The organism is Bacillus sp. FSL K6-6540, from assembly GCF_038007545.1.
Window position 1 is genome coordinate 5580490 of the sequence record NZ_JBBOXH010000001.1, and the last position, 22762, is coordinate 5603251.

General features: G+C 49.3%; 23 protein-coding genes, 1 tRNA gene and 2 pseudogenes. 11 read left to right on the forward strand and 15 right to left on the reverse strand.

All coding sequences use genetic code 11. The features are described from left to right. Window positions 1-460: 460 nt before the first annotated feature. The 3 genes from MHH82_RS24715 to MHH82_RS24725 all read left to right on the forward strand — a co-directional run bounded on the left by MHH82_RS24715 (window position 461) and on the right by MHH82_RS24725 (window position 2665). Entirely contained in the window at window positions 461-736 is a 276-nt protein-coding gene (locus MHH82_RS24715) for a hypothetical protein (protein ID WP_268745055.1), read from the forward strand. Window positions 737-847: 111 nt separating this feature from the next. Next, entirely contained in the window at window positions 848-1696 is an 849-nt protein-coding gene (locus MHH82_RS24720; RefSeq protein ID WP_036659748.1) for a helix-turn-helix domain-containing protein, read from the forward strand. A 96-nt stretch (window positions 1697-1792) separates the two neighbouring features. Next, the gene (locus MHH82_RS24725; RefSeq protein ID WP_036659751.1) at window positions 1793-2665 is read left to right on the forward strand and encodes an SDR family oxidoreductase; all 873 of its coding nucleotides are present in this window, start codon (window positions 1793-1795) and stop codon (window positions 2663-2665) included. Window positions 2666-2878: 213 nt separating this feature from the next. Here the strand turns inward: MHH82_RS24725 and MHH82_RS24730 are convergent, their stop codons facing one another. Then, a complete protein-coding gene (locus tag MHH82_RS24730; RefSeq protein ID WP_036659753.1) occupies window positions 2879-3757 on the reverse strand; it encodes a helix-turn-helix transcriptional regulator in 879 nt (292 codons plus the stop codon). A 193-nt stretch (window positions 3758-3950) separates the two neighbouring features. Here MHH82_RS24730 and MHH82_RS24735 point away from each other — a divergent pair, with 193 nt between their 5' ends. Together MHH82_RS24735 and MHH82_RS24740 are read left to right on the forward strand one after the other, a co-directional pair. Beyond that, window positions 3951-4520, forward strand: coding sequence for an NADPH-dependent FMN reductase (locus MHH82_RS24735; protein ID WP_036659755.1), 570 nt, complete (start codon window positions 3951-3953; stop codon window positions 4518-4520). Between the two features lie 23 nt (window positions 4521-4543). Beyond that, complete coding sequence (locus MHH82_RS24740; RefSeq protein ID WP_036659757.1) at window positions 4544-4846, forward strand: Dabb family protein; 303 nt, start codon at window positions 4544-4546, stop codon at window positions 4844-4846. 217 nt (window positions 4847-5063) lie between these two features. Here the strand turns inward: MHH82_RS24740 and MHH82_RS24745 are convergent. Beyond that, window positions 5064-5423 (reverse strand): annotated as a pseudogene (locus MHH82_RS24745) (MerR family transcriptional regulator); the annotation flags it as partial. A gap of 200 nt (window positions 5424-5623) precedes the next feature. Here MHH82_RS24745 and MHH82_RS24750 point away from each other — a divergent pair. Next, the gene (locus MHH82_RS24750) at window positions 5624-6556 is read left to right on the forward strand and encodes an alpha/beta hydrolase family protein (protein WP_340968303.1); all 933 of its coding nucleotides are present in this window, start codon (window positions 5624-5626) and stop codon (window positions 6554-6556) included. Between the two features lie 86 nt (window positions 6557-6642). Here the strand turns inward: MHH82_RS24750 and MHH82_RS41700 are convergent. Together MHH82_RS41700 and MHH82_RS24755 are read right to left on the reverse strand one after the other, a co-directional pair. Next, a pseudogene (locus tag MHH82_RS41700) lies at window positions 6643-6765 on the reverse strand (SDR family NAD(P)-dependent oxidoreductase); the annotation flags it as partial. 21 nt (window positions 6766-6786) lie between these two features. Further along, complete coding sequence (locus tag MHH82_RS24755; protein ID WP_015736961.1) at window positions 6787-7263, reverse strand: MarR family transcriptional regulator; 477 nt, start codon at window positions 7261-7263, stop codon at window positions 6787-6789. 289 nt (window positions 7264-7552) lie between these two features. On the opposite strand from MHH82_RS24755, the gene MHH82_RS24760 reads away from it, so the two are divergent. Both MHH82_RS24760 and MHH82_RS24765 read left to right on the forward strand, forming a co-directional pair. Continuing rightward, the gene (locus tag MHH82_RS24760) at window positions 7553-7954 is read left to right on the forward strand and encodes a RidA family protein (protein WP_340968305.1); all 402 of its coding nucleotides are present in this window, start codon (window positions 7553-7555) and stop codon (window positions 7952-7954) included. A 24-nt stretch (window positions 7955-7978) separates the two neighbouring features. After that, window positions 7979-9475, forward strand: a complete 1497-nt coding sequence (locus MHH82_RS24765; protein WP_340968306.1) for a monooxygenase — start codon at window positions 7979-7981, stop codon at window positions 9473-9475. A 186-nt stretch (window positions 9476-9661) separates the two neighbouring features. On the opposite strand, the gene MHH82_RS24770 is transcribed toward MHH82_RS24765, so the two are convergent. The 4 genes from MHH82_RS24770 to MHH82_RS24785 form a co-directional block, all read right to left on the reverse strand. Beyond that, on the reverse strand, window positions 9662-10837 hold the full coding sequence (locus tag MHH82_RS24770; RefSeq protein WP_340968307.1) for an MFS transporter: 1176 nt from the start codon (window positions 10835-10837) through the stop codon (window positions 9662-9664). A gap of 129 nt (window positions 10838-10966) precedes the next feature. Continuing rightward, a complete protein-coding gene (locus MHH82_RS24775; protein ID WP_340968308.1) occupies window positions 10967-12034 on the reverse strand; it encodes an LLM class flavin-dependent oxidoreductase in 1068 nt (355 codons plus the stop codon). A gap of 150 nt (window positions 12035-12184) precedes the next feature. Then, the gene (locus MHH82_RS24780) at window positions 12185-12466 is read right to left on the reverse strand and encodes an ArsR/SmtB family transcription factor (protein WP_015736966.1); all 282 of its coding nucleotides are present in this window, start codon (window positions 12464-12466) and stop codon (window positions 12185-12187) included. A 117-nt stretch (window positions 12467-12583) separates the two neighbouring features. Continuing rightward, window positions 12584-13189, reverse strand: coding sequence for a TetR/AcrR family transcriptional regulator (locus MHH82_RS24785; protein WP_015736967.1), 606 nt, complete (start codon window positions 13187-13189; stop codon window positions 12584-12586). 194 nt (window positions 13190-13383) lie between these two features. Between MHH82_RS24785 and MHH82_RS24790 the strand changes: the two genes are divergently transcribed. Both MHH82_RS24790 and MHH82_RS24795 read left to right on the forward strand, forming a co-directional pair. After that, window positions 13384-14163: a nuclear transport factor 2 family protein gene (locus MHH82_RS24790; RefSeq protein WP_340968310.1), complete on the forward strand. Its 780-nt coding sequence runs from the start codon at window positions 13384-13386 to the stop codon at window positions 14161-14163. 252 nt (window positions 14164-14415) lie between these two features. Then, window positions 14416-15606 (forward strand): YhgE/Pip domain-containing protein, encoded by a 1191-nt coding sequence (locus MHH82_RS24795; RefSeq protein ID WP_340968312.1) that lies wholly within the window; start codon window positions 14416-14418, stop codon window positions 15604-15606. A gap of 126 nt (window positions 15607-15732) precedes the next feature. Here the strand turns inward: MHH82_RS24795 and MHH82_RS24800 are convergent. Both MHH82_RS24800 and nrdR read right to left on the reverse strand, forming a co-directional pair. Next, window positions 15733-15805, reverse strand: a tRNA-Ala gene (locus MHH82_RS24800). A gap of 179 nt (window positions 15806-15984) precedes the next feature. Beyond that, on the reverse strand, window positions 15985-16458 hold the full coding sequence (nrdR, locus tag MHH82_RS24805; protein ID WP_006212015.1) for a transcriptional regulator NrdR: 474 nt from the start codon (window positions 16456-16458) through the stop codon (window positions 15985-15987). Window positions 16459-16605: 147 nt separating this feature from the next. Between nrdR and MHH82_RS24810 the strand changes: the two genes are divergently transcribed. Further along, entirely contained in the window at window positions 16606-16833 is a 228-nt protein-coding gene (locus MHH82_RS24810; protein WP_006212016.1) for an alpha/beta-type small acid-soluble spore protein, read from the forward strand. Between the two features lie 68 nt (window positions 16834-16901). On the opposite strand, the gene MHH82_RS24815 is transcribed toward MHH82_RS24810, so the two are convergent. From MHH82_RS24815 to polA, 5 genes are all read right to left on the reverse strand, one after another. Next, the gene (locus tag MHH82_RS24815; RefSeq protein ID WP_015736970.1) at window positions 16902-17468 is read right to left on the reverse strand and encodes a lytic transglycosylase domain-containing protein; all 567 of its coding nucleotides are present in this window, start codon (window positions 17466-17468) and stop codon (window positions 16902-16904) included. Then, window positions 17465-18064: a dephospho-CoA kinase gene (coaE, locus tag MHH82_RS24820; RefSeq protein ID WP_340968315.1), complete on the reverse strand. Its 600-nt coding sequence runs from the start codon at window positions 18062-18064 to the stop codon at window positions 17465-17467. Before coaE ends, MHH82_RS24815 begins: the two co-directional genes overlap by 4 nt. Window positions 18065-18073: 9 nt before the next feature. Further along, window positions 18074-18814 carry an MntP/YtaF family protein gene (locus MHH82_RS24825; RefSeq protein WP_340968317.1) on the reverse strand — a complete coding sequence of 247 codons (741 nt, stop codon included), beginning with the start codon at window positions 18812-18814 and terminating at the stop codon, window positions 18074-18076. Window positions 18815-18935: 121 nt separating this feature from the next. Beyond that, window positions 18936-19769 carry a DNA-formamidopyrimidine glycosylase gene (mutM, locus tag MHH82_RS24830; protein ID WP_015736973.1) on the reverse strand — a complete coding sequence of 278 codons (834 nt, stop codon included), beginning with the start codon at window positions 19767-19769 and terminating at the stop codon, window positions 18936-18938. 146 nt (window positions 19770-19915) lie between these two features. Continuing rightward, window positions 19916-22576, reverse strand: coding sequence for a DNA polymerase I (polA, locus tag MHH82_RS24835; protein WP_340968320.1), 2661 nt, complete (start codon window positions 22574-22576; stop codon window positions 19916-19918). Window positions 22577-22762 lie beyond the last annotated feature (186 nt).

The window sequence follows — 22762 nt, forward strand, 5'->3', positions numbered from 1 at the left end:
AACAAATAACCCCTTCCTTCCCAAGGCTCATAGCAAATGCTAGAAGCCTTGGGACGAAAGGGGAATCGCGGTACCACCCAAGTTTACTGCAATCTCGCAATTGCAGTCTCATGAGGTAAAGCCGATGCTTTACCTGCAGCATGTTAACGGATGCCAGGCCGGTTGATCCTACTTGCGGGCGTGTTATCACGCCTTCCGCGTTCGGTCAACAGCTCCGAGACGACACTATACATGCGTTACGACGGAGGTTTCAGCAAACCCTCCGCTCTCTGGACATAAACGCTATTGCATAGCCTTCTCTTCTTCGCTATGTTTGGATTTTTCTGATAATAGCACAGACTCGACTTTTTTTCAAACCGAATGAATACTATGCTGCTTTATGATTATTGAGCTCTTGTACCCGTTAAGTTTAACCCATTCATGCTCCAGATGAGAATTCACGGTTTCGAAAAATATAAAAATGCCGGCAACACCACATGATCAACAATCGTTAGGCATTGAAATAAAATCCGTTTACTTGGACCAAGAGACGCCCCTGTTTTCTCCGGAGACGACCGTTATGTTCAAGTTGGTTTACGATCCAACAACTTTAGAGATTATAGGAGGACAAATCATGTCTAAAGTTGATTTGACTGCTAATATCAATACGGTCTCCCTCGCGATTCAAACCGGATGCACATTAGAACAATTCAGCGGGATTAACAGCCTCGGTACTCGTTATGGTTCTCTTTTGTAGAAACGGCATTCAACAGAGACTATAATAATCATGTATAGAGTGCTTTTGGTCTATTTGGTTAATAGCGATATGTATCTTCCATATGAGTAAATAGAGGTGACCCACTTAAAAATGAATCGTTCCTCATCCGCATTGGGTGACTTCCTTAAATCGCGCAGAGAACGGTTGCAGCCTTCAGAGGCCGGGATTCAGCCGCTGCCCGGACGAAGACGCACTCCGGGACTTCGAAGAGAAGAAGTCTCTTATCTTGCCAATATAAGCGTGACTTACTATGCCTGGCTGGAGCAAGGCAAGGAGGTTAATCCTTCGCCGGAAGTGCTGCTAAGTATCAGCAAAGCGCTTCAGCTTGACGAAGACGAGCAGAAGCATCTATTCGATCTGGCCAATGTAGATGTGGCGAGCGTCGTCACAGTGCCAAATAACGGTGGGCCGGATACGGGAGTTCTGCAGAAAATCGTAAATCAACTGCATTATCCTTCTTTTATCACAGACGAAGGTACGGATGTTATCGCTTGGAATCGGGCGGCTGAACTGATCGTAGCCGATTTCGGCAGTCTGCCGGACAACGAACGGAATATGATGGACATTATGTTTTTAAAGCCGGATTACCGCAACAGACTGGTGAATTGGGAAGGCGCTGCCCGTTATTCTGTAGCCGTTCTGCGGGCAGGCTTCGATCTTTACAAGAACAACCCGTTATATATGGAACGGTTTGAACGCTTGACGCGGGAAAGCGTGGAGTTCGTACATTTCTGGGAGCTATATGAAATCAAACAAAAACGCGTAGCCACCGCTTTATTCCGTGTTCCTGACGCACAGGAGATGGAGTTCGAGCTCCATTCCGCGGCTGTAATCGATAATGACCCGGGACTGCACTGGTGTTTCTTTGTTCCGGTGCCCGGTTCAGGCACGGAGGAGAGATTATTGCGTTTACTTGAGCAGGACAGGCAGCTACCGTAGACTGTTACTCCCGTTAATAGAATAGACGTGCTGTGGCTAGCACCCTCCAGTTGCTTGTATGATTCAGTGGAAGACAACGATTGGAGGGTATTTAGTATGCAAACATGGTTCATTACAGGAGCGTCAGGAGGCTTGGCTTCACGTATAACTCGCCGGTTGCTTGATAGGGGGGACCGTGTAGCTGCAACGGTACGCAAGCCGGGGGTGCTAGATGATCTGCAGGCACAGTATGGCTCTGGGCTTTGGCAGGCTAATTTAGATCTGACAAACTCTCAGCAAATTGCTGAAGTGGTGGAACGTGCATTTTTAGAACTGGGCACGATCGATGTGTTTGTCAATAATGCAGCCTATGGCTTGTATGGCGCAGTGGAAGAAGCAAGCGACAGGCAAATTGAGCATCAGTTTATGACCAATGTGCTAGGCTCCCTGCGTGCAGCGCGTGCAGTCCTGCCCTTTTTCCGTAAGCAGGGCGGCGGTCACATGGTACAGATTTCGAGTATGGCGGGTCATTATTCTATTCCGGGTATGGGACTGTATTGCTCTTCGAAATGGGCGGTCGAAGGAGCCTTTGAAGCGCTAGCTAAGGAAGTGGCTCTGTTCAATATTAAGACCACTATGGTGGAGCCCGGCGGAATCCGAACGAATTTCATTACAAGCAACGCCGTATTCGGCGAGCGGATGGACGAATACCGGGATACGGAGGCGGGCCAATTCGTTAGCCTGATGAAGGGAGAACTGCCTGGTATAGATATGAGCATGTTCACTCAAATGGTTGTCGGCGATCCGGATAAAATGGCGCAGCAGATTATCCGCCGAGTCGACCAGGGAGAGGGTCCGATACGTATGGCGTTGGGCAGTGACGCCTATGAGCAAATCCGGGCAGCCCTGCTGGACAGACTCGCCGCTCTGGAAGCACAGAAAGAGCTGGCTTACTCCACTGATTCAGATGATGTGGTAAAACCATTTTAAAGGACACCAAAGAATTCGACAGCCACGGCAACTGATATGCTCCTCTGAAGTAGCCGGTTTATTTATTAAACCGGCTTACTTAAAGGGGAGCATTTTTAAAACTTGCCGTTACTTATGATACAGTTCTCCGTTTCACCTATAGAACAAAATTAAAAGACATCCGCTCGGATGTCTTGATTCATGCCTAATAACAGTTCTGATTGCCTTCCTATACTAAACTCTTGGAGAAGATTCAAGCTGCTCTGAATGCTGGCTCTGATAATCGATTAACAGTTGCTGCATCTTATCCACCGTGCCATCTGGATGAGGAACATGAATGGAAACGGTCAAATTGGAATCGTTCAAGTAATGAAATGAAACGAGATCAAAATTCAAGATCCCGAGATTCGGACAATGTAGCGTCTTAGGAGCATCAATAGCATCGAGAACCTCGTGGGAATCCCAAAATTCTCGAAACTCCCTGCTAGCCTGTGAAAGCGCCTCGAACTGCACGCACCACCAAGGATCGTCGACGTGACGAGCATACCCGGCATGAAAATTAGCAACGATTCGCCTGGCATGCTGTTCCCATTGGTCTCCCTTTAGATAGCGGAAACGGGGAGAAGTAAAGGTCATCCATACCAAATTCCGCTCCCTTTCCGACATAACCGCGAGATTCCCATTTATTGCGCAGTAGGCATCATTCCAGGCAATGATGTTCATGCGCGCATCCATGACATTCGTAGGGGAAAGGTTCTGGCTATCCAAAAAACGTTGAAGTTCCGGCGTTACCTTAGAGGGTTGCTTCGTACCGGTCAAGGGAAATTGCTTACGGGCAAGATGGTACAGATGCCTGCGTTCCGATTCATCTAACCGAAGCACTTTCGCTATTCGATCAAGAACCTCAGCGGATACGTTGATATGACGCCCTTGTTCCAAATAGGTGTACCAATCCAATCCCACGTCTGCCAGCAGAGCTACCTCGCTGCGGCGAAGTCCGGGTGTTCGTCTGCGTCCGGAATCCGGCACCCCTGCTTGTTCGGGGGTTATTCGTTCACGGCGTGAACGCAAAAAACGGGACAATTCCTCATAACGGTCCAATCTGTTTGCCATGATCTCCATGCCTCCTACCCATTCATGAACGTAGGATTCCCAATCCTACGATAACTAGATCTCTTCCTAGCCTCTTCGGGTCCATTTAGACTAGTTTATGTCCTCCCTAGGAGGAAAAGCAAGAATGGATAGACAGTGATGATCGGACCCACCTGTTCAACTCCATTCAGACCCTATCATTGAGGTGATGAAAATGAAAGTAGCCGCCATTGTCGGAAGCATTCGCAAAGATTCATACAACCAGAAGCTAGCCCGTTATATTCAAAACCGTTATCAGCATCTTTTTCAATTGGATGTGCTGAGCATTCGGGATCTCCCCTTTTACGATCAGGATATCGAGTCTATTCCGCCGCAGCCGGTTATCGATTTTAAGGCGCAAGTCGCTGCTGCCGACGCGGTGTTGTGGATCACTCCGGAATATAATTCGACTATTCCCGGCGTCATGGCGAACGCGATTGACTGGTTATCCCGCGTGGATCGAGTCATGATCGGGAAGCCCTCATGGATCGCCGGATCTTCCATGGGATTGTTGGGATCGGTCAAAGCGCAGGGCCATCTGCGTGATATTCTGTTCGCATCCGGTATTTCCTCGCCGCTGTTGCCTGGAAATGAAGTGTACATTGGTCTTGTTCATGAGAAGTTTAACGAGAAGGGTGTGCTGACCGATGAACCTACCGTTCAGTACCTTGATCTTGTTACCGACAATTTCGTGAAATGGATGAAGGAGCTCTCCCAATTGAAGCAGCTCCAAAGTCAAAAATAAACAGAAACCTAGGAGGGAGTAAGATGTTTGAGCATATCGTGCTATTGAAATTCAAGCCCGATGTTTCTATTGAAGTAAAAGAAAGTGCAATAAAGCGCGCATATGACTTTAAAGGGAACATACCGGGGATTGTGGAGCTTAGCGCCGGGATTAACGTTACGGAGGAAATAGAGCATATGCAGGGGTTTACGTTGGGAATCAGAGTCACTTTCGAGGATCAACAGGCTTGCCGGGATTATATTCAGCACCCCCTGCATCAAAGTTTATTGCAATCCATTGGTCCGTTTGTTGAAGGAATCGTCGTTATGGATTACCCGTTTGCTTAATGTTCCCGATACTTGTCATGCTGAAGCATGGCATCTCCGGGAGCACCACAGGTATCCAGGATATCATCCGCCACCTCGAAAAGTCGCATACCGCTCGAATGTCGGGAACGCTCTTCCGATTACCTCCAATATTTGTTTTGTTGTAACCGCCACAGTTGTAACTGCGTTGATTACAACTCGTGTATAAAAAAGCCCGCATCGAGCTTTAATTATTGGGCCTACCTTCTTTCAGCTTTATGTCAATAAAATCAACGATCTGCTGAAGCGAGGAAATTTGAATCATAATATGTTCACGTTGACTTCTTAATTGATCCACCAGTTCAGGATAATTAACGGAATCGGAGTCGACTGAGGCAGCCAAAAATGGCCGCATAGCCTCGAGCGACATTCCCGTTTTTTTGAGGCAGGTTATTTGCTTGATCCTATAAATGTCCTCTCTTCGATAAAAGCGATGCCTGTTTTCCTTCCGTTCTGCCTGAGGCAGCAGCATGATCTTTTCGTAATAGCGGATTGTATCCTCGGAAATACCGGTTTGCTTGGCGACTTGCTTGATCGTAAAAGTTTGTTCTTCCATTATGACTCCTCCCTAAATTGCCGTTTTGAGCATTATACATCTTGGAGCATACTCCAAGTCAAACTTATTTCCATCATTTATCCTTAATCAACTTTTTTGTTTTCGCCCCTTGACTTGGATTCGACTCCAACTTTTATTATGGGATCTGACAGGGAGAAAACTCCCGGCAAAAATCTATCTTAAGAAGGGCAGGAACATTAATTATGGAACTAAAGATTACCGCACCCTCTCCAGTCGTCTCGGTGAAGCCGATAGTGCTTCCAGCCCCAGGCCGTGGCGAGAATCTGCAAGTGAGAGTCTCCGCGCCGACGACCGGTCGTAACTTACCTATTATTGTTTTCTCACACGGTTCTGGCTCATCGTTGGAGGGTTACGTCCCCTTGGTTGACTTCTGGGCTGCACACGGCTTCGTAGTCATTCAACCTACCCATCTCGACTCAAGGACATTGGGTCTCCCTCAGGACGATCCACGCACACCACAGATATGGCGTTTCCGAGTGGAAGACATGAAGCGCATCCTTGATCAGCTTGATTTCCTGGAATCTGCCGTTCCCGGCCTCAGCGGGCGCCTTGACCGAAGCCGCATCGCCACAGCCGGACACTCCTTCGGCGGCCAGACGGCGGGCAACCTGTTAGGATTGCGAGTCCTCAACCCCGAGACTAAGAAGGAAGAGGACCTGTCCGACTCGCGCATCAAAGCAGGCGTGCTATTCGCCACCGCTGGGCAAGGTGGGGACAGCCTGACACCGTTCGCTGCCGAGAAGATGCCGCATCTGAACGTGAGCTTCGAGCACATGACCAAGCCCACCCTCGTGGTCGTCGGGGATCAGGACGACACTCCTAACAAATATCAGCTGACCGTTCGCGGGCCGGATTGGATGACCGACCCTTACTTCCTCAGCCCGGGAGCCGAGAGCCTGCTCACCCTTTTTGGTGCAGAACACTCACTTGGAGGGATCGCTGGTTACGAGGTTAAAGAAACAACAGACGAAAACCCAGAACGAGTTGCCCTGATCCAGAAGGTTACATGGGCGTACCTTCGACATGTACTCGATATTGAGCAAACCAACTGGTCGGCAGTGAAACAGACTTTGTCCGAGACGACCCATTCAATTGGTCGAATTGAATCCAAATAAAGCTCTAGAGAAAGACAGCGAGCTCCCCCGCCGGCCCAATGCCTGTGAGGGAGCTCACTCTCTTTTTCTGATCAGCACGCAAAAAATTAAAAGATTGTCGGTACCATTCCCCCATCTATTCGGATCGGGGATCCTTTGAAGGCGGAGGCCCCATCTCCCGCCTCGTTTGGCCGGATCGCTTCTTGCCTTCTAAAAGGCGGCGTATTCATGTACGGTTTGTTGAGGTACGTTTAGCGATAGAAGTCAACCATATCTCCAAACAGCCGTTTAATAAATTCGAGCTCGCTTTCATTATATCTTTCCAAAAATTCGTACATTCTTTGCTTTTCCTTCGCATGAAGCTCATCATGAGCGGCAAATAGCTTTTTGCCGACAGGCGTTAGCCGAAAATACACTTCCTTTTTGTTGTCGTTGAACTGGGCTTTTCGCACCCAACCTGCCTTGAGTAATTTATTTGCGATCTTGGAGGTATTTCCTTTACTTAAATTTATTCTCTCCGCGATGGAAGTGAGATTGATCGGCTCCTGCTCTCCGATGCACGCAATGGTGTGCAGTTCCGTCATATTCAAGCTGAATTCCGATTCAATATGCTTCCGGATATCCTCCAGGTATGTGGCAGTTATTTGGGTTTCATATTGCTCTTTTTGCTCAAGAAACTGAACGAAAAATTCATGAATTGCGGTTTTGTTCTTACTGGCAGTATCCATGATTATGCTGGCTCCTCGACTTATTTGTTTTATTATATCATAGATTGTTCTCTGAGAAACAAACGTGCATACTCATATTGCGCTTGGGATTGACAGGGCAATGAGTGACAAAGTACAATATTATTGTTTCATATGAAACAATAATATTGTATGTAATTTCATCACACTTGTTTTAACAAGCAATAAAAAAGGTTCTAACGAAACAATAATTGATGAAGGAGGTCGCCGGAAACACTTATCCACTTTTCAAGAGAAGCTTTATAAATATGGAAATGGAGCATACCTGCCTATGGAAATCGTGAATCCGAAGACATTGACGAATAAGGTTACATCTGTAATTTCTCATGTCGTGGTGACTAATGCCTCCAAACTGGCCTTCATCTCAGGTCAGGTTTCTGTAGATGAAACAGGAGCATTGGTCGGTTCAGGGGACTATTACGCGCAAGCGATTCAAGTGTTCACCAATCTTAAGTATGCATTGGAAGCCGTGCGAGCGGATCCATTGTACATTGTAAAAATGAATATTTTTGTGGTAAACCACAACCCGGAATTGATTTCGATTATTTTTGACGCAGGATTCTATGTGTTTGGCCCTCACTGGCCGAAGACAGCAAGTACCTATATAGGCGTTCAAGCACTAGCCGATCCTGAATGGCTTATCGAAATAGACGTTATCGTGATCTTCCCATAATGTTTAAGAAAAGAGGTTATTTATATGAAATATGAAGTCATCCTTATCGGTGGCGGACCTGTCGGCATGATGTTGGCTGGGGAATTGGCATTAGCCGGCGTAAAGGTCTGCGTCATTGAGCGATTAAAAGAGACAACTCCATATTCACGTGCGCTTACCGTACATCCGCGAACCCTTGAAATATTAGATATGCGTGGATTGAAATCACAATTAATCAGTCTAGGCCGCTTACTTTTGAGAGGACATTTTGCCGGATTAGATACCCCTTTGGATTTCTCGGTGTTGGATTCCTCTTCCAATCACACCCTCTTTTTACCGCAGAGTGAGACGGAGAAGGTGCTGGAGGAATGGGCGCTTAGCCTTGGCGCAGAGGTCTGGAGAGAGGCTGAGGCTCTATCTGTGCACCAGGATGAGGATGGGGTTGACGTTAAGATCGCGGGACCTCGTGGCGAAACAACGTTAAGATCAGCTTATGTGGTAGGCACGGATGGAGCTAGAAGTTTGGTTCGCAAACATGCAAATATATCCTTTGAAGGTACAGATGCGACCTTCACGGCTATTCTGGGGGATGCCGTTCTATCTGATTTGGCTCCTATGAGTGTCATATCCCGGATTACAGAAAAAGGATTGGTCAGCATCATGCCAATCAATGATCATATCTATCGAGTCTTGATGATCGATATGGAGAGACGTAACATCTCTAAGGATGAGACCGTTACATTGGAAGAGTTTCGTTCATCGCTCATCCGTACGACCGGAAGCGACTTGGGATTGAACGATGTGAAATGGATGTCCCGTTTCGGAAATGCTACGCGGCAAGCGGGACGCTATCGGAATGGTCGATTGTTCTTGGCGGGAGATTCGGCGCACATTCATTTTCCCGCTGGTGGACAGGGAATGAACGTCGGCTTACAAGAAGCGATGAACTTAGGCTGGAAGCTTGCAGGAGCAATCAAAGGCTGGGCTCCGGACTGGCTATTGGACAGTTATCATGCCGAACGTTTTCCATGGAATACGGCCTTGCTCCGGAATACCGAGGTCCAAACCCTGCTTCTGGACGTGACTCCTCCCATCACGGAACTGCGAAGCATGCTGTCTGATCTGATTCAAATACCGGAGGCTAATTATCAAATCGCTGCACAAATTTCCGCAATGGATGTACATTATGCTCCTGACGCCGAAGCGCCTTCCCATCCTTTAAACGGGAAACGTTTCAAGGATCTAAGCTTAAAGCTGAAAGACGGGCACTTGATTAACTCCTATCCGTTACTACACAAAGGTACTTTTCTTCTGTTGCATTTCCATTCTAATGAACAGCATAGCGGTCAATGGGAGACGTATAGCAACCTTCAAGTTGTACATGCATCTTTGGTTGAGGCAGACGCGGATTGGAACGACGTCCACACAGCACTTATTCGGCCGGATGGACATATTGCCTGGGCGATTTCTCTATCCGATCCAAATCCAATTCAAACCATAAAAGAAGGAATTATTCGCTGGTGCGGAGACATTACCGTGTAGAAATTCGTTTGAGGGGTGTAACTGCCTTCCCACTGGGTGAACTTGTATTTGGGGCTGCTGAATGAACTAAAATCACGGTACGCTGCACTCAAAAAAACGCAATGTTCTCCATGAGTATGAAAATACCGCTCAAGCGTTATTCAACAACGCTTAGGCGGTATTTTCATTTCTGAGAAAGAAGGTACTTTACGCTCTGTTTCGTTCCGCCGTTGCAGATCGGCGAAGCATGGATAAAGAAATAATAGCCGGGATGAGTGCCATTGCGACGCCAACTCCGCCAAACCAACCAACTGCTGCAAGAGAGATGCTTTCTACAACGATACCCCCAATTACAGCCCCTACGGCCATTCCCAACTGCACGATAGAATTGTTCAAACTCAGGACGATCCCCGAAGCCTGAGGAGCCATGCCGATTAAATAAACCTGTTGAACCGGCCCCATCGACCAAGCAAAAAAGGACCATAACATAAGCAAAGGCAACACGAACATGGACGAGTGGGAGAACGCAGTCAGTAACAATAATATTCCGGAGTGAAAGAGCAGACCCCCAATCATCGTACGGGGGATACCCCATTTATCTGCACCGTAGCCGCCAGCTTGGGAGCCTATGAGACTGGCCAGCCCAAACGCAAACAACCCGACGTTTATCATCCCTTCGCTCATCCCCGTAATGTCCAGAAGAAACGGCGTTATATAGGTGTACAGCATCGTATAGCCCAATATCCAGAAAAAACTGATGGAAAGCGCGACAGCGATTCGGGGGCTTTTTAATAAGGCGAGCTGTTCCCGAATAGGAACGGGAGCCTCTCCTTCCGATTTCGGAATCGTAAGCAAAAGGACCACCATCGCGACCAAGCTTAGGGCCCCGACTCCCGTAAAGATGATTTTCCAATCATGTGAGCCCGCAATGATCCTCCCAAGCGGGACCCCTAGAATAAGTGCGAGGTTAAAGCCCACTAGAACCGTGGCGATAGCGCTGCCCTGTTTTCCAGGATGAGACATTTTGGCGGCAACCGTCATGGCGACGACCATAAATACCCCCGTGCTGATCGCCAAAATAATTCTTGCTCCGAGCAGCATGCCGTAGCCTGTAGTTGTGACAGTGATCAAGTTCCCTACAAAAAATAATCCCAAAGCCGATAGCATAAGCTTTCTTCGATCCATTTTTGCCGTGAGTGCAATAAGAATCGGGGTACCAATGGCATAAGCAAGCGAGTAGACCGTAATCAACTGCCCGGCCGCTACTACCGACACTCCAATATCGCTTGCAAGCATATCCAAAATGCCAGTAATCACAAACTCCGAAGTTCCGACTAAAAAGCTGACAATAGCCAGAATATAAATTTTCCATGAATTTCTCATCTGTTTTCCCCTTTTCATTTCATCAGTTCTAAATCTATAGAAGTCATAGTTAAAAAATAATGCTCAATTCGCCGACTTACATTTCTCGGCTCAATCAAGCCTCCTCGTTCCAAGCGTTCGTACTCTGTTTTAAGCTTTATGGCCTTGCGTCTGACGAGCGAGCTCCTTACGGACAATCGGCGCTACTTTGGTGCCGAGAAGCTCAATCGTTCGCAGCAAGTCGCGATGCGGCAACGAACTGAAATCGTTGTACATCATGAAGCGAGTCAAGCCAAGGTTCTTATGCAGCAGCACGATTTTTTCTGCGACGTATTCGGGATCTCCGACGTAAAGAGCGCCGTGAAGGCTGCGGGCTGAATCGTACGAGTCACGTGTATAGGTAGACCAGCCTCGTTCCCGTCCAATGTGGTTCATTTGGCCGGCCATGACAGGGTAATACCGCTTAGCTGCCTCTTGTGCCGTATTCGAAATAAAGCCATGCGAATGTGTAGCAATTTGCAGCTTATTCGGATCGTGACCTGCTTTCACGGCGGCTTCTTTATAAAGCTCGACTAAGGGTGCGAATCTCTGCGGCGCTCCACCCAGGATAGAGAAGGCAATCGGAAGTCCCAGCAAGCCGGCCCGAACAGCCGATTCCGGGCTGCCCCCTGTTCCGATCCAGACAGGCAAAGGCTGCTGCTGTGCACGAGGATAGACGCCCATGTTGTCAATCGCCGGGCGATGACCGCCACGCCAGGTCACCTTTTCGGAAGCGCGAATCTTCAACAGCAGTTCCAGTTTCTCTTCATACAATTCCTCGTAATCTTTCAGATCATAGCCGAATAGCGGGAACGATTCGATGAACGAACCCCGTCCGGCCATGATCTCCGCTCGCCCGTTCGACAGACCGTCCAGCGTTGCAAAGTCCTGATATATCCGGACCGGATCGTCCGAAGATAGCACCGTCACTGCGCTCGAGAGCCGGATCCGCTTCGTTGTAGCTGCAGCTGCTGCCAGAATGACGGCTGGCGACGAGCTTGTGTATTCGATGCGATGATGCTCGCCGATAGCATAGACGTCAAGGCCGACCTGATCTGCCAATTGGATTTCCTCGATCGCTTGGCGCAGCCTCTGGGCATGCGAGACACCGCCATTTCCGGGATTTGTATGGAGGAAGGTGCTCATTCCAATCTCCATCGTATTCGTTTGACCGCTCATAGTTATTCTCTCCTTCTTAATATGGAATAGGGATGATTAGCAAAGATCATTGAAGGATCATTCCAAGTCGACACGTTCGCTAAATTCCATTCAAGTATGAATGGCATCATTTCTATTGTTCTAAATATATAGAAATGATTTTCAAAAAAATTACGCCAGCAAAAACGGCGCAAATTTTTCCGCGACTTCTCGATTGACGTTATAGTGAATAAACGATCCATTCTTGCGAGAATCAATCAAGCCAGAGTCCGTCAATTGCTTTAAATGATGCGATAGCGTCGAGCCTGCAACCGATTCAAGCCTTTCACCGACGGCGGTGAAGCATAAATTGCTCTCTTTCGCGAGCAGTAAAGCGATTTTCAGCCGGGTTGGTTCCCCCAAAGCTTTATACACTTTAACCGCTTGCCCGATAGCTTCTTGATTTTCTCCCACTGTACCCACCTCCCCGCATATCTTCTGCAGTTCTATAACTATCGAAATAAATATTAGCACCATGTCATTCAAATGTAAAGGGCAGATCTGAACCCTGCTCCTTCTACTTCGCTAATTTTATTCCTCGACGGCGATGCCGGCAGCCCTTAAATGCCCGTAGGCAACGATTCTGCTAAACTGAGATGAAACTTCATCTGCAGGAAGGGGTTTATCGTTTTTAATCCACCAAATGACAATCCCCATGAAAGACGCTCCGAGGTATTCGATCAGCAATTCCTTGGATATCGCTAATGGGGAGTTTCCCTGAGCAGGTTTCCACCCCTCCATTAATTTATCTTTAATGATATTTTCCATTTTCGCTTGAAACTGATAGATTCTATTCTCATCTATTAACATGGAATGATAAAAGGTCAAATTTAGAGAAATATGCTCCAGTACAGTTTGCATCACTGTCTCGAGTAGAGAAATACTGAAAGGATTCATGCTGATGGGACAAAGAACGACCGCATCCTTTAATGCGCTTAACAATTCATTCATACATGTATCTAATAACTCAGGCTTGTTTTGGTAGTGGAGATAAAAAGTGTTTCGATTGATCATAGCCCGATCGGCAATATCCTGGATCGTTATCGATTCATATCCCTTTTCCTGAATAAGCTCATAAAACGCCTTTCGAATCGATTGTTTCGTGCGCAGTATTCTTAGGTCGGTTTTCTTGTTCATTGTTTTCGTCCCCCTAAATTTATTTAGGTCGTTAAGCGACAAAGTTTTATGAGTTGTCTGTTATCCATCATAACTAAAAATATTGAATATTGAGCGTTATATTAGCCTCTATTATAATGAGCAACAGATAAATAAACAACGCATTGTTCATTATTTATCTAATGACCAAAAAAAATTCCAAGGAGGATATTCCAATGACATCCAACCATCAAAATGAGCTTGTTCGTAAGGCAGTCGCCGTACTGGAAAGTTTTGAGAGCGGCAACCCTGAAGCGATTACGGCTTACGTTCATCCAGATCAATATATTCAGCATAACCAGGCCTTACTCGATGGTCGTGAATCCATGCTTGGCGCACTTGATCATTTAAAGGAAATGGGTACTAAGGTAAGCATTAAGCGTACTTTAGTTGACGGAAATTATGTGGCTCTTCATTCTGTATATCATTTTCACGGCCCTAAAATCGTATTTGATCTCTTCCGTTTTGAGAATGGACTCATCGTCGAGCATTGGGACAATTTGCAAGAGTTGGTGGAGAAGACACCAAGCAATCATACGATGATTGACGGACCGGTTACGATTAAGGATATCGACAAGACGGATGCCAACAAAGCATTTGTCAAAAGCTATGTTGAGAACATCTTGCTCGGGAAGAACCCTGACCTGCTGGCCTCTTACTTTGATGGAGATCACTACATTCAGCATAGTCCGCATATTGCAGACGGCCTTTCCGGTCTTCATACTGCTTTGCAGGCTCTGAAGGAGAGAAATATTGAGTTTCAATATACTCATGTCCACCAAGTAATCGGACAAGGCGATTTTGTCCTTACAATGAGTGAAGGTCTATTTGATGGTCAACATACTGCTTTCTACGATCTGTTCCGCGTAGAGGATGGAAAGATCGCTGAGCATTGGGACGTAATTGAGGCCATACTGCCGGCAGAAAAACGAAAAAATTCGAACAGTAGATTTTGAAATTTGTGTAGCTAAATCGCAAGGCATTGCCGAAATGTAAGTGCGGTGATGTCTTGCGCTTCACGAATGTACTTGAGCAATCAATTTTGTAATCAAAAAGATACAGAAGCGTTGCTGCAGCAACGCTATTTTTGTTCATTGCCATGAAGTGACCGTGTGATGCAGCCATATTATATGGTAGCCCTTCACAAATGAACATTGCCGTTGATAGTCAACCATATGTTCATTATAAAGAACAAGGAGTAGTGGATCATGAAAATGCTGACACAAAAAATGATGTGGCTGGGAATGGTGCTCGTCCTGATCGTGTTGACCGTATTCGGGGTAGCGATGATGGGATCGGTGCTTGGATCGAAGCCAAAGGAGGTCCCGGTGGCCCTCGTTATCCTTGACCAGCCGGCAGAGCTGCCGACTGGAGAAACGTTTGCGGTAGGGGAAATGATCCGGGAAAGGTTGCTGTCGAGCCCGGCAATGCCGTTTGTCTGGCATGTCGTGGATTCCGAGGAAAAGGCTCGGGAAGGACTGGATAAACGCGAATATTACGGAGCGATGGTGATTCCGGCGGATCTGAGCAGCGGTTTACTCTCGTTAGCGACTCACTCGCCGATTCACCCTAATGTGAGAATCATCTCCAACGAGGGTATGAACACCCAAGCCTCGATGGTCGTAAGACAGGCAATGGGGCAAGCGATGAACATGATCAATGGGGAACTGTTGCAGCAGCTGCTTGGGCAGATCGGACAGCAAACGGAGCAAATTCCCATTGAAAAGGCTAAAGCTTTAATGATACCGGTGAACGTTCAGGAGGAAGTCGTGCATCCACCGGGAGTGAATCATGCGGCGGGGAATGCGCCGGGTTTGTTTACCCAGATTATATGGATCGGCAGCATGGTGACCGGAGTCGTCTTGCTCCTGGCTAGCCAGAAGGCGGTCGCTGCGGGTTCAAGGAGATGGACAGTCAGCGCGCTGCAAGCTATCGGGGGGCTTGCGATCGTCGGCATAGCCTCGTGCTTCACCATATGGATGGCTTCGTCGTGGTACGGCATGGAACTGGCGAACGCGGGGGAGACGTGGTTGTTCTTATGGTTGGCTGGATCGGCGTTCTTCTTGTTGCAATCTTCCTTGCTGAATTGGATCGGATTCCGTGCAATACCGCTGCTCGTACTGCTGATGTTCTTCTCCGTGCCGCTCCTGAACATGGCTCCGGAGTTCTTGTCGCAGACGACGCGAGATTGGATCTATTCGTGGACGCCACTGCGGTTCGCGGCAGGAGGGCTACGGGAAGTAATGTACTTCGGCGGACTGGACGCAGCTCACTCAAACGCCTTGATTTTGTGGGGCGTCGCCGGTGGATTTTTGGTCTTGCTGCTCTCTTCCGGATTTAAGGCAAATCGAGCGACAGATGCCGCCCCTACTTCTGTTACAGGCGATACAATAAAGTAAGAACAATCAACGATGCGTTGTACTTCCTTTATTTACGCTCATGTTATAATTAAATTTTCTGGGAAGTATTAAAAAGTTATTAAAAAAACAAAAAAACCCTTGATTTCTCAAGGGTTTTTCTTCGTATGGAGCCTAGGGGGATCGAACCCCTGACCTCATCGCTGCCAGCGATGCGCTCTCCCAGCTGAGCTAAGGCCCCGTAAGCGACTTCTATATCATATAAAAAATCAGCAGGCATGTCAACACTTTTTCAGAACTTTTTTGATAATGCGCAGTGCCTTTTTTCCTTCTCTATATAATGTCACTTATCGATGATGAGAATTTGGCGCCATGAGAGCGCCGGAAGAGCACCAGGGTCATTTAAGAACCGTGGCGCTCTTACAGCTCCTGGACGTCCGTATCCTTGGACAGCAGGCTTTTCAGTTCCTTCATGAACATATTGATATCCTTGAACTGCCGGTACACGGACGCAAACCGAACGTAAGCCACCTCGTCGACCGGATATAACCGCTCCATCAGAAGCTCCCCGATCTGGCGGCTCTCCACTTCCGCCGCCGCGGTATTGCGCAGCGCCTTCTCGACATCCGATACGATCATATCCAGCTGGTCCACGGATACCGGACGCTTCTCGCATGCCCTTATCAAACCGCGGAGCACCTTCTCCCGGCTGAACTCTTCGCGGCTTCCGTCCTTTTTCACGACGATCAGCGGCGTTTCCTCCACCATTTCAAAGGTTGTGAATCTCTTGCTGCACTGCTCGCATTCCCTGCGGCGGCGGATGGATTTATTCTCGTTGGCAGGCCTGGAATCCAGCACTTTCGTTCCGGCATAACTGCAATATGGACACTTCATAAGTTGTCTTCACTTCCTTTGTATTCAGCGTGATTCGCCCTTAATGGGCGTCAGAAAAATTTACCAGCAAAACTTTTGTCTTTTATGTTATGAAAATGCGAGACCCGAGACATAATACTTTTACCAACCCAAGGAGGTGAACTTAACATGGCACAAAGCAACAACAACTCCAACAACCTGGTTGTTCCTCGCGCAAACGCTGCTCTTGAGCAACTGAAGTACGAGGTAGCTCAAGAACTTGGTATCTCCATTCCACAAGACGGATACCAAGGTAACATGACTTCCTATGAGAACGGTTCGATCGGGGGATACATCACAAAGCGTCTTGTAACCCTGGCCGAGCAACAATTGGCTGGTCAATACTCCGGTCAATAATTGATTCTTCCTTAAAAAAGGAGTGTTGGCGGCTCGATGTAAGAGCCTGTCCAGCGCTCTTTTTTTCTTTAGAAGCCGCCCTTATACACATCCGTATATTGATTATAATAATAAATCACGCGCTGTACATAATGCCGGGTTTCCCCGATGGGTATACTCTTCACGTTCTCATAGGTTCCGTCCCACATGCCCTTGTTGATCCAATTCTTGACGTTCCCCGGGCCCGCGTTATAAGCGGCGATGGCGGCAATCGGATTGCCGTCCATTTCCTTGTGCAGATTCTGAATGTACCAGGTGCCCAGCTGGATGTTCGCATCCACTTCATTCTTTACGCTCAGCAGGTTCACCGACGGGAGCTTGGCCATTTCCATCGCCCAGTTCGCCGTATCCGGCATCAGCTGCATAATGCCCAGCGCGCCCTTCTTGGATTCCTTGCCCGGCTTGAAATTCGTTTCCACCCGGATGATCGAGGCCACCAGAAACGGATCGACCTCATAATATGCGGCATGTTTGCGGATCTCATCCTTATAATGGATCGGATACAGCAGGGTCATCCAATTGGAGCTTAGGAACAGCAGCGCTACAAAAGAAACAAACAGCAGGAGCAGCACCCTTTTTTTACGAAGCCACTTCATAACTGAACCAACCTGTTCCACAGGTTGTCCACCTGCTGCTGCGTTTCGGCCAACGTGCCGCTGTTATCGATCAGGATATCCGCTCGAAGCTTCTTCTGCTCAATGTCCATCTGGCTGCTAAGACGCGCCTCTGCCGCTACCCGGGTAAGAGCGTCCCGCTCCATCAAACGCGCAAGCTGCAGCTCGCGCGGGACATAGACAACAGCGATCTGCTTCAGATAAGGATAGGCTTCCCTTGCCTCCAGCAGCAATGGAATATCCGCTACCACGAGCCGGTCGGGATGCTGCCGTTCATACGCCTCCGTCCGTTCCCGGATTTCCTGCCGGATTGCCGGATGCGTAATCTCATTCAATGCCGCCCTCTGCTCCGGATGATGGAAAATCATCTCCCCGAGCTTCTTTCGATTCAACGTACCGTCTTCAAACAGGATCGCTTGTCCAAAATGTTCGGTCACTTTACCCAGCACCGGATGACCCGGGAGCATCACTTCCCGGGCGATGATATCCGCATCGACGAGAAGCGCTCCCTTCATGGCCAACATGGAGGACACGGTGCTTTTGCCTGTTGCAATTCCTCCGGTTAAACCGATATTCATGACTTCACCTCATAACAGCTTCATTATACCCATGACAACTAATAAAAAAGCAGGCAAATACGAGATAAAACGCATGCCTCCCTTGGCCGCAAAACGGAGGCCGACCCGCATGCCCAGCACCAGAAATATCCCGCTGAACAAGGAAACCACGGCTGCGGTGCCTAGCGGCGAGAAACCCAGCATCGCTGCGCCGAGCCCGGCTCCGAACGCATCGAGCGACAGGGCGATCCCCAGCCACATCGCCTCCCATGGTGAGATGCTGCCGGAGTCGTCCAGATCCGCTTTCGTCGGGCTGCGGAGAATTTGAATGACGACGCCGATCTTCGGTATTTCAAGGGAGAATACCGCTCGCTGAAGCTGCTCTTGGCCTGCCGTGGTAACTTCACGACGCGGTGTCCCTTGATGAATGGCTCCCGGCGTTTCCGTAAGCGATGCGGAAGAATCCACGGCGGATGCCGGCTGCACTTCAGGCTCGCTGCTTCTCCGAACCTGCTGATATAAAGACCATAAGCCCAGCAGTATCAAAATGGCAGCTCCGATCACGGATGCCGCAGACGGGGATAAGAACCGCTGCAGCAGCGCGCCTGCCTGCATGGAGACGCCAAGCACCAAACCGGAACACAGCGAGATGATCAATACAGACAGCAGCGGTATCCTTGTTTTGCGCAGACCGTATGTAACCCCTGCCCCAAATCCGTCCAGGCTTAACGCCATGGCCAGCAGGGCAGACGAGAAAATATGACTGAGCACCCTTTTCCCTCCTCCAAAGCTCCACATCAAGCTGCTCATTCATGAAGAAGAGCTGCCGATGCGCTCCACATATGTTCCACATTATATGTGGGGGAGCAGGAATGGGTGCACGCCTATTCAATTACTTCTTGACCGGCTGACACTTCGGGCAGTAATGGGTCCCCCGTCCGCCGACCACGATCTTATGAATCGGGCCGCCGCACGCATGGCATGGCTTGTCCTTCCGACCGTAAATCTGATGGCTGTTCTGGAACATCCCCATCTCGCCCTGCCCGTTGACATAGGACTTGATGGAAGATCCGCCCGCGTCGACGGCTTCGGACAACGTATCCACGATCGCATGATACAATCGCTTAAGCTCGGCATCCTTCAGGCTGTTCGCGTTCCGCTCCGGATGAATCTTGGCCCGGAACAAGGCCTCATCAACATATATATTGCCGATGCCGACCACATATGCCTGATTCAGCAGCACCGCCTTGATCTTCGTTTTCTTGGTGCCGATGACTTCCTTGAAGGTTCCGAACGTAAACGTGTCATCCAGCGGCTCATAACCAAGCTTGGCAAGGGGAGCATGCTGGAACTCTTCACCCGGCGCAAATAGATGCATCGTTCCGAATTGGCGCACGTCCTTGTACCGCAGCTCCGTCCCGTCCGAGAAATGGAAGATGACATGGGTATGCTTCTCCACCGGCTCCTCGGCTCGGTACACCCCGTAACGCCCCTCCATCCGAAGATGCGAAACGAGCACCAGCCCGTCCAGCAAGATCCGCAAAAACTTCCCGCGGCGCTCCACGCCTTCCACGGTATGGCCCTTTAACATAAAAGCAAATGCCTCGATATCGTCAGGACGCTGGATAATCCGCGGCAGGTTCACGGATACGTGATCTATATGCTTACCTTTAATCAATTGGTTCAGTGTTCGTTTCACGGTTTCTACTTCCGGCAATTCCGGCATAATGACCTCACCTCATCCCCCATTATACCGGAAGTTGGGACAGAGCGGGACCATGGTTTTGTGGAAAGGTATGGTGCTAACCGCCCCCCCTCTTCACTCCATGATCCCCCTAAACGAACCCTATCCGCCAGCACGCCGTGCGGCTTTTACTTCGCCTCGTACCAGTTCTCGCCATAGCTGACTTCCGATTTCAGCGGCACGGACAGCTTCAGCGCCTGACTCATCACGTCCGGCACCAATTCCTTCATGACCTCCAGCTCATCCTCCGGTACCTCGAACACCAATTCATCGTGCACCTGGAGCAGCATGCGGCTCTTCAATTGGCGCTCATGGAGCGCCTTGTCCATATGGACCATGGCCAGCTTGATGATATCCGCGGCCGTTCCCTGAATCGGCGTATTCATCGCCGTCCGCTCCGCAAAAGAGCGCAGGTTGAAATTACTGGCGTTAATCTCCGGCAGATACCGTCTGCGTTCGAGCAAGGTCTTCACATACCCGTCTTGCTTCGCCTGCTTGACGATCACGTCCATATAGCGCCGCACGCCCTGGAACACCTCGAAATACTGGTCGATAAATGCTGCCGCTTCCTTCCGCGTAATGTTCAGGTTCTGGGACAGGCCATAGTCGCTGATTCCATACACGATGCCGAAGTTAACCGCCTTGGCGGACCGGCGCATATTGGAGTCCACCTCATCCATGCCGACTCCAAACACGTCCATCGCCGTCTTGGTGTGGATGTCCATGTCGTGGACGAAGGCTTCCTTTAGCCGTTCGTCGTCCGAGATATGCGCAAGCACGCGAAGCTCGATTTGGGAGTAGTCCGCCGCCAGAATGCTCCAGCCCGGTTCCGACGGAACGAAAACCTTGCGCAGCTTGCGCCCTTCCTCCAGACGGATCGGAATGTTCTGCAAATTCGGGTATTGGCTGCTCAGACGGCCGGTAGCGGCAATGGTCTGACGATAGTAGGTATGCACTTTGCCGGTTACGGATGAAATCTCCTTCAGCAGTCCTTCCACGTAAGTGGATTGCAGCTTGGCCAAAGTACGGTACTGTAAAATCAGGCGGACGATATCGTGATAAGGCGCCAGCTTTTCGAGAACCTCGGCATCGGTGGAATAACCGGTTTTGGTCTTCTTGATGACCGGCAGCTCCAGCTTCACAAACAGGATTTCACCGAGCTGTTTAGGCGAATTGAGATTGAATTCCGTTCCGGCGATCTCGTAGATCTCCTGAACAAGCTTCGCGATCTGCCCTTCGAACTCTCGTCCCAGCTCCTTCAAATCCTCCGCATTCACGGCAATTCCCTGCTTCTCCATATCGGCCAGAATGCGCGAAAGCGGCATCTCCAGATCATGGAACAGCGGGAGCATTTCATTCGCAGCCAGCTCCTTCTCCTGAATGGGAACCAGTTCGGATACGGCCAGGCATTTTCTGGCCATGTGCTCGCTGAGCTTCTCCACATCGGGAACCTTGTACTTGGCCCCTTTACCGAACACGTCCTCATCGGCTTGAAGATAGGCCAGACCGTACTTGGAGGCCAGACCGCTAAGGGTTTGATTCGATTCCGTAGGATCAAGCAGGTAGGCTGCCAGGTGAACGTCGAATGCCGCGCCGGCAAAAGCGATGCCCTGCCAATGCAGCGCCAGGTCAATACGGTGCAGGTCATACCCGCGTTTTGGGATCTCGCTATCGGCAAGCCAAGCACGGACAGGCTCCGCCTCTTCCGACTTCAGCACGTCAAACGGGAGGAAATACTGCCGCTCCTCCGTCGCGAGTGCCAGCCCGATCACGTCCGCATGATGGGGGTTGTCCCCATGCGTTTCCACATGGAGCACGGTCACTTGTGCCAGATGATCCGCAACCTCGGCAATTCCCGTCGCGTCCACAAGGGTCACGTCGATCTTCGCTTCGGGCTTCGACTCCGCCGCATCACCAGCGGCACCGCTTGTGCTCAGGTTCAACCTTTCAATAAGCGATTTAAACTCGAGCTTCGCCAGTGCGGGACCAGCCGTCTCTTCATTCAGGCCCGTAAATGCCATTTCATCAAGCGACTGTTCCAGCGGCACTTCGCGGAAGATCGTAGCCAGCTTTTTGCTGAGTATGGCGGAATCCGCATGCTCCTCGATCTTCTCTTTCATCTTGCCCTTCAGCTCATCGGTCCGGGACACCACCGCTTCAACGGATCCGAATTCATGAAGCAGCTTCAGCGCGGTCTTCTCCCCTACTCCCGGAACGCCGGGAATGTTATCGGAAGCATCGCCCATCAATCCCTTAAGGTCGATAATCTGATCAGGCGTCAGGTTATACCGCTCCTTAATCTGTTCCGGTCCGTAATACTCGATTTCGGTGACGCCTTTGCGGACCATCGCGATCGTGGTATCCTCCGAAGCCAGCTGCAGCATGTCCTTATCCCCGGAGACGACCATCACCTTGCGGCCGGCTTCGTCAGCCTGGCGGGTAATCGTACCGATAATGTCGTCGGCCTCATAACCGCCGATTTCGAATTGGGAGACACCCAGGCCTTTCAGCAGCTCTTTCAGCAGCGGGAATTGTCCTGAAAGCTCCGGCGGGGTCTTTTGTCGGCCGCCCTTGTACTCCTGAAAATCCGCATGGCGGAATGTTTCCTTGCCGGCATCGAATGCCACCATCATATGCGTCGGTTTATGCTCCTCGATCAAGCGAAGCAGCATCGTCGTAAAGCCGTAAACCGCATTCGTCTGTTGTCCGCTGGCATTGGTCAGCGGCGGCATCGCAAAGAATGCCCGGTAAATGATATTATTTCCATCAATCAGAATCAGCTTGTCCATAGAACACCTCGCACCAATATTACTTCCTTTCCACATGATAACATAGGTTAACGCCAAATCCGAACAATCCGTTCGATTAACGGTGAATTCGTGTTTTCACGCAAAATAACCCCACAAAGTGAAGCCTGTTCTTCGATGCTTATTCCAAATACTTTGCGGGGGCCCCAAAACATATAAATGCGATGA